Here is a 6489-nt window from a genome sequence, read left to right as displayed (position 1 = left end):
GTTCCGAAATTTCATATCACTCATCAGCTTGCTAGCCTTAACTGAACCGTATTGGCCAATAACCAAGTTAAAATTAATTTATCTGTTGCAGTGTTAGCGATTAAGGCAGAAATTAAGCAACAGGGAGGATTTACGAAGGTCAGTATTAAAACAACAGACTCAGCAATCAAAAATTTAGAACTTGAATTACCCACTACAGATATTGCTGCCATAGAAGCGGGAATCACTCAAGAATTAGGATTAGATTTAACCACAGTTAAACGCATTACCCGTTACCAGTTTGCTGAGTAATATCAATTCCAAAATAATCCCCTACACCTCTGTTTCTTGCAAGTTCACAATAGTTTGTCTGGTGTGATGGGTAAGTCGCGGATGCGTTTACCTGTGGCGTGATAAACTGCATTAGCGATCGCAGCTGCTACGCCGACAATTGGTAATTCACCCAAGCTTTTAGTTCCCAGTACGTTGACATGAGGATCGTGTTCTTCAATAAATTGCACTTCCATGTTGGGAATATCTGCATGAACGGGAATCAAGTAATTGGAAAGGTTTGCACCAATTACTTTACCAGTATTCATATCCATAACGGTTTTTTCCATCAATGCCATCCCAATCCCCCAAGTAATACCGCCAATTACCTGACTACGTGCTGTCTTGGTGTTGAGAATGCGTCCCGCACTATAAACACCTACACATCTTCTCACTTTAACTTCGCCTAACAACTCATCAACGGCTACCTCTACAAATACCGCACCAAAGGAATGTTGAGAATATTGTTTACTTTCTGGGTTGGGTGAGGTAGCTTCAGTCACTACTAAACTTTCTAACCCATGACGCTGCAAAATCTCCGTGTAGCTATCTCGCCTAGATGGTTCTAATTTTAAAAAGATTTGTCCTAACTCAACGCTGATATCTGTTATTTGACACCCGTAAAGCGGTGAGTTTGAGTCTGCTATTGCCATTTGTATCAGCTTTTCCCGTGCAGCAGTAGCGGCTTGATGCACAGCCGGGGATACACTAGCCACGGTGATGGAGTTACCTGTAACGGGTGCGGTGGGAAGGTTACTATCACCTAACGCAAATTGTACTGGCTGACTGGGTAAGCCTAAAGCCTCAGCCGCGACTTGAGTCATGACTGTGTAAGTACCTGTCCCAATGTCTTGAGTTCCAGTTTGGACGCTGACTTCCCCTGTAGCAAAAATTTCTACTTTGACAGTTGCAGACATGGAATGGGTGGGAAATGTTGCACTCGCCATTCCCCAACCTATCAGGAAGTTACCATCCTGCATAGAACGGGGTGTAGGGTGACGTTGTGACCAGCCAAAAAGTTCTGCCCCTTTTTGGTAGCATTGTTTGAGTGATTTACTCGACCAAGGTAAGCCTGTTTGGGGGTTGATATCTGCATGATTTTGCAATCTAATTTCGATGGGGTCAATATTTAAGGCATAGGCTAGTTCATCCATTGCCGATTCTAAGGCAAACATCCCCGGTGCTTCGCCTGGCGCACGCATAAAGGTGGGTGTACCTGCATTGATTCGCGCTAAACGGTATTTTACTTCCAAATTGGGGCAGGCGTAAATCATGGTGGTGGCTGCGCCTACTGGTTCTACAAAGTCATCAAAAATGGAAGTTAAGGATGTCCCGATGTGTTTGGTGAGGGTTAGCTGTCCTTGTTTGGTTGCGCCTAGGGTGAGTTCTTGGTAAGTTTGGGATCTGTAACCACAAGCAGTATACATTTGCGATCGCGTCAGCACAACTTTCACTGGACGCTGGACTTGACGAGATGCGATCGCGGCTAGGATAGTATGGGAACGTAGCAAGGCCTTACAACCAAATCCCCCGCCTAAATATTTGGAGATGACGCGGACATTTTCCGGGGGTAGGTTTAGCACCCCTGCAAGACGTTTCTGTTTACCGGAAATACCTTGCGTAGTTTCATATATTGTTAAATTATCTCCTTCCCAAATGGCGATGGTAGCAGAAGTTTCTAAAGGATTATGATGTTCCATTGGGGTGCTGTACACCTGTTCAATGAAAATTTCAGCCTGAGTTTTACCTAATTCAATATCGCCTCTGGTGATTTTTCCAGGCATAATGCCAAAAAAGATAGATTCTGGCTCAAATACTTCTGGTAGTGCTTGCGCCATTGTCACTGTCGGCGTTTCTTCCTCATAGGTGATTTTTACCAGAAATGCACCGTATTCAGCCTGTTCTAAGGTTTCGGCAATTACAATGCCCAAGGGTTGGCCATGATGGTAAATATTATCATCTTTTTCTGGTGGGGTTGGGGTGGGAATGAAGGGGATATTGATTAAGTTGGGGGTTTGATCATAGGTGATAATATCTATTACACCAGGGACGGCTAAGGTTTGGGTTGTCTCTATGGTGAGGACTTTACCTTTAGCGATCGCACTTTGAAATATTACTCCATAGGTTAATTTTTCTATAGGAATATCGGCTGTATATTGAGCTTCTCCTGTCACCTTTAATCTACCATCGACGCGATTGAGGGGTTGACCGATAATGTTATTCATAATCTTTTCGCTGAGTTTTGGGGGATTAATTTGGCTCACACAAGAGGAGTTAGAGAAGTTAATTTTTTTGGCTTGTTTATTTCTCTGATTCTTCTCTCTGCGCCTCCGCGCCTCTGCGTGATAAATCTTAATAATTATTCACTAAGTGCGCGGATTAAAACACGTTTTACTAACTCGATTTTGAATTCGTTATGTTGCTGTGGTTTAGCTTCTTTAACTGCTAATTCTGCCGCAGTTGTTAATGTATCTTGATTTAGTAGTTTATCTTGTAAAAATTCCTCAACTTCCCACGCACGCCAAGGTTTAGTTCCTACTCCACCAAAGGCAATTTTGGCTATTTTAATTGTGTCTTGCTCTCTCTCTAAAGCAATAGCTACAGATGTTAAAGCAAATTCATAAGCTGCTCTATCTCGGACTTTCAAATAATGTGATTTTGTCCTAAAACTACCATTTGGTATTTCCACAGCCACAATTAATTCTCCAGACTGTAATAGTGTTTCTTGATGTGGTGTGTCTCCTGGTAAGAGATAAAAGTCATGAATAGAAATACGGCGTTCTTGTTCTGCACCTTGAATACAAATTACTGCATCTAATGCGGTTAAAGCTACTGCTAAATCTGAGGAATGTACGGCAATACAATGTTCACTAGTGCCGAAAATAGCGTGCATCCGGTTGTAACTGTTAATTGCAGAACAACCTATATCTGGGGTACGTTTGTTACAGGGGAAAGCTGGATCACGAAAATAAGGACAGCGTACTTTTTGTAATAAATTACCGCCAACTGTCGCCATGTTTCTAAGTTGGGGTGATGCACTTTGATTTATGGCTTGGGTAATGACTGGATAGTGTTCCTGAATATAAGGATTAAAGGCAACATCAGTTAGCCGACAAACTGCACCAATGCGAACTACTGTGGCGGAGATTTCAATATTAGCTAAAGGTAAACTGTTAATATCAATTAATATATTAGCTGACTGCACCCTATCTTTCATTAAGCCTAATAAATCTGTACCACCTGCGATAAATGCCGCAGTTTGGTCTTGTTTTAATGTCGATATCGCCTGTTCTTTAGTTGTTACTTTGGCATAACTAAATGGCTGCATCTTCTATTCCCTCTAGTACCTCTTGAATAGCCGCAATAATATTGGGATAAGCACCGCATCGACAAAGATTACCACTCATATTTTCGCGAATTTCTGCCTTTAATTGGGGGATTTCTTCAGAAATCATCCCTACGGCAGATACTATTTGACCAGATGTACAGTAGCCACATTGAAAGGCATCATGGGTAATAAAAGCTGTTTGCATAGGATGGAGTTCGCCATCTTTTGCTAATCCCTCTATTGTAGTAATTTCGCTGTCTGTGTGCATGATTGCTAAAGTCATACAAGAGTTAATTCGCCGACCATTTACCAATACTGTACAAGCACCACACTCGCCGCGATCGCACACTTTTTTAGTCCCGATCAAACCCAGCTTCTCTCGCAGCGCGTCAAGTAACGTCATACAAGGTTCTAGGTTTACCAAATAAGACTGATTATTCACACATAAAACCATTTCTACTTCTTCTGAGGGAAATATTTTTATGTCTTCATTAGGAAAATTATGACTTGTTGGAGATATAATTTTTTTGTCCATATGTAATTGGATATTTTCTCTTTTGTAGATGAATTTTAGCAATATTTTCAGCTAAAGTTCTCAACATAGTATCTCATAAAAAATATGATAGACTCAAAATTATTAGTACAAAGAGTTGCCATTATTGGTGCTGGCCCTGGTGGTTTAGCGGCGGCGATCGCGCTCTCAAATCTGGGGTTAGATGTGCAAGTATACGAAAAAGCCCAGGATTTCCGCCCGGCTGGGACAGGTTTAGGATTAGTCTCCAATGGCTTGAATTGTTTAGAAGCGATCGCACCGGGAATTATCAGCACCCTCACAAAGTCTGGCTGTCCGGTTCACCAGACGGTTCTCAAAAGTATGGCGGGGGAAACCATTAGAACACACTCCAGCACATTATTAGAAAAATATGGACACCCATTATTAACTGTTTGGTGGTGGCGATTGCAGCAAACCTTAGCATCAAGATTACCATCAGAAATTATTCATCTCAATCATCGCTGTATTGGCTTTGAACAAGATGAAAGTGGCGTAGCCATCTACTTTGAGAATGGCAAAACAGCATATGCAGATTTATTAATTGGTGCTGATGGGGTAAACTCCACCGTTAGAGAAAGCTTATTTGGTGAGGGTAAACCGAATTATCTAGGAAGTATGTGTTGGCGTTCCGTCCTCGAATATCGCCATGAGTTATCTAATTCTTATCAACTAGTATTTGTCAAAGGTAATCAGCAATTTATGTATATTCTCGATGTGGGAGAAGGTTACACCAGTTGGATTAGTCGTAAATTTATGACAGATTATCAGCTTTCCCAGAGTCCAGAAGCAGTCAAAACTCGGATTCTCCATGAATTAACCGGGTGGGATGATTCCTTTCGCGCCTTAGTAGAAGCCACACCAGCCGAACAAATTTGGGAAGGGCCAATCTGCGATCGCCCCCCGTTAACTCACTGGAGTAAAGGTAGAGTTACACTATTAGGCGATGCAGCACATCCAATGGCCCCAGCTATGGGTCAGGGAGCAAATAGCACCTTTGAGGATGTCTGCGAATTGCAAGCCTGCTTATCCCAAGGCGCAAGTTTAACAGAGGCTTTAACCAACTATGAACAAAGCCGCATCCAGCGTACAAGTCTTATCCAAGCTCGTAGCGCGATCGGTGAGATGCGCTATTACGATATTGATACCACTAAACAAACATCAGAGCGATTCTCAGAAGGAGACGCTAGACCCCAGTTTAATAATGATGAATTTCAAGATTGGCTTTATAATTACAAACCACCTGCGATATTATGAATTCCAATCCTCATTAGATAAGTAAATGCACGTTATCAGCCGCAGAATTTTGCGGGAGTTTTGTGAGGCACACACAGATTCCTGTGATGCGCTTTATGATTGGTATAGGGTGGCAACTAAAGCTGAATGGAATAATCTGATTGAAGTTCAGGCTATTTATCCAAAAGCAGAAGCGGTTGGCAACTTCACAGTGTTTAATATCAAAGGAAACAACTATCGTTTAATTGTTGATATTGTTTACGAAGCTCAAAGAATTTATATTAAATATGTTTTAACTCACGCCGAATATGATAAGGATAAATGGAAAAATGACACGTACTTTTGATCCTGAATCTTACGGTAAATTGCTAGCTGAGTATCAACCAAAAACAATTAATACGGAAGAAGAAAATGAACAAGCTATCAAACTGGCTTTAACTTTAGAACATCGTCCCAATCTTACACCAGAAGAGGAGACGCTGTTGGCACTGTTGGTAACATTAATTGAAAAGTTTGAAGAAACTCATTACCCAATCCTTCAAGGTACTTCCCATTCGATGCTAAGGCATTTGTTAGATGCACGTGATATGACTCCAGAAGCCTTAGCTGAGGTAATTGGATCAGTGGAAGTTGTACGGGAAATTGTTAATGGCGATCGCGCGATCAATCCAGCAGAAGCAAAATTGCTAGCAGATTATTTTCATGTAGATGCAAGCTTATTTACTTGAGTGGCTAAAATAAAATCAAAAATCCCGAAAAATGGTGTATTTGTTGGATGTAATTATTGAAATTAATATCTTGCCTCTTCGGCAAGGTATCATTGTAGTTTTTAATAAAAATTAAATTTAATTTAGTATATTTACTGTTGAGTACAGAAAATTTAAATTTGCTATTAACTAGTGAAATTACGGTTATCAATAAAATTGGAATAACACTAATCTTGATTCATGAATTTGTTAGAAATTATGAAAACTCAGCGCTATATATTTTTTCAAAGTTCAGCAAAAACAGTAGACTTGTCTATAAAAGATAAAAAGCTGACTGTGAAGGGATTATAGGAGATATA

The 6489-nt window shown here is 40.8% G+C and carries 7 protein-coding genes; 4 read left to right on the top strand and 3 right to left on the bottom strand.

All coding sequences use genetic code 11. From position 1 onward, the window contains the following. Positions 1-51: 51 nt before the first annotated feature. Positions 52-291: a hypothetical protein gene (locus ACM0OR_RS27410; RefSeq protein ID WP_414579560.1), complete on the top strand. Its 240-nt coding sequence runs from the start codon at positions 52-54 to the stop codon at positions 289-291. Positions 292-335: 44 nt separating this feature from the next. Here ACM0OR_RS27410 and ACM0OR_RS27405 read toward each other — a convergent pair whose 3' ends face one another. From ACM0OR_RS27405 to ACM0OR_RS27395, 3 genes are all read right to left on the bottom strand, one after another. Next, positions 336-2534, bottom strand: a complete 2199-nt coding sequence (locus tag ACM0OR_RS27405; protein ID WP_414579559.1) for a xanthine dehydrogenase family protein molybdopterin-binding subunit — start codon at positions 2532-2534, stop codon at positions 336-338. Positions 2535-2668: 134 nt separating this feature from the next. Then, a complete protein-coding gene (locus ACM0OR_RS27400) occupies positions 2669-3637 on the bottom strand; it encodes an FAD binding domain-containing protein (protein ID WP_414579558.1) in 969 nt (322 codons plus the stop codon). Further along, a complete protein-coding gene (locus tag ACM0OR_RS27395; RefSeq protein WP_414579557.1) occupies positions 3624-4172 on the bottom strand; it encodes a (2Fe-2S)-binding protein in 549 nt (182 codons plus the stop codon). The genes ACM0OR_RS27400 and ACM0OR_RS27395 overlap by 14 nt, the downstream gene beginning before the upstream one ends. Positions 4173-4256: 84 nt before the next feature. Here ACM0OR_RS27395 and ACM0OR_RS27390 point away from each other — a divergent pair, with 84 nt between their 5' ends. From ACM0OR_RS27390 to ACM0OR_RS27380, 3 genes are read left to right on the top strand one after another with little or no spacing between them, the layout of a single operon-like run. Further along, complete coding sequence (locus ACM0OR_RS27390; protein WP_414579556.1) at positions 4257-5444, top strand: FAD-dependent oxidoreductase; 1188 nt, start codon at positions 4257-4259, stop codon at positions 5442-5444. A 25-nt stretch (positions 5445-5469) separates the two neighbouring features. Then, complete coding sequence (locus ACM0OR_RS27385; RefSeq protein WP_414579555.1) at positions 5470-5769, top strand: type II toxin-antitoxin system HigB family toxin; 300 nt, start codon at positions 5470-5472, stop codon at positions 5767-5769. Then, positions 5753-6151, top strand: coding sequence for a helix-turn-helix domain-containing protein (locus ACM0OR_RS27380; protein WP_414579554.1), 399 nt, complete (start codon positions 5753-5755; stop codon positions 6149-6151). Before ACM0OR_RS27385 ends, ACM0OR_RS27380 begins: the two co-directional genes overlap by 17 nt. Positions 6152-6489 lie beyond the last annotated feature (338 nt).

The sequence above is a fragment of the Anabaena sp. CCY 9402-a genome, from assembly GCF_963920945.1.
In the GTDB taxonomy this organism is placed as follows: domain Bacteria; phylum Cyanobacteriota; class Cyanobacteriia; order Cyanobacteriales; family Nostocaceae; genus Trichormus; species Trichormus minutissimus.
Note: the sequence above shows the minus strand (reverse complement) of the source record. Positions and strands in the feature narration are given on the sequence as shown.

What these genes read in the sequence shown, in the direction of transcription:
- ACM0OR_RS27400 (WP_414579558.1), bottom strand. Translation starts at nt 3,637, where the DNA reads ATGCAGCCATTTAGTTATGCCAAAGTAACAACTAAAGAACAGGCGATA.
- ACM0OR_RS27385 (WP_414579555.1), top strand. Translation starts at nt 5,470, where the DNA reads ATGCACGTTATCAGCCGCAGAATTTTGCGGGAGTTTTGTGAGGCACAC.
- ACM0OR_RS27380 (WP_414579554.1), top strand. Translation starts at nt 5,753, where the DNA reads ATGACACGTACTTTTGATCCTGAATCTTACGGTAAATTGCTAGCTGAG.
- ACM0OR_RS27390 (WP_414579556.1), top strand. Translation starts at nt 4,257, where the DNA reads ATGATAGACTCAAAATTATTAGTACAAAGAGTTGCCATTATTGGTGCT.
- ACM0OR_RS27405 (WP_414579559.1), bottom strand. Translation starts at nt 2,534, where the DNA reads ATGAATAACATTATCGGTCAACCCCTCAATCGCGTCGATGGTAGATTA.
- ACM0OR_RS27395 (WP_414579557.1), bottom strand. Translation starts at nt 4,172, where the DNA reads ATGGACAAAAAAATTATATCTCCAACAAGTCATAATTTTCCTAATGAA.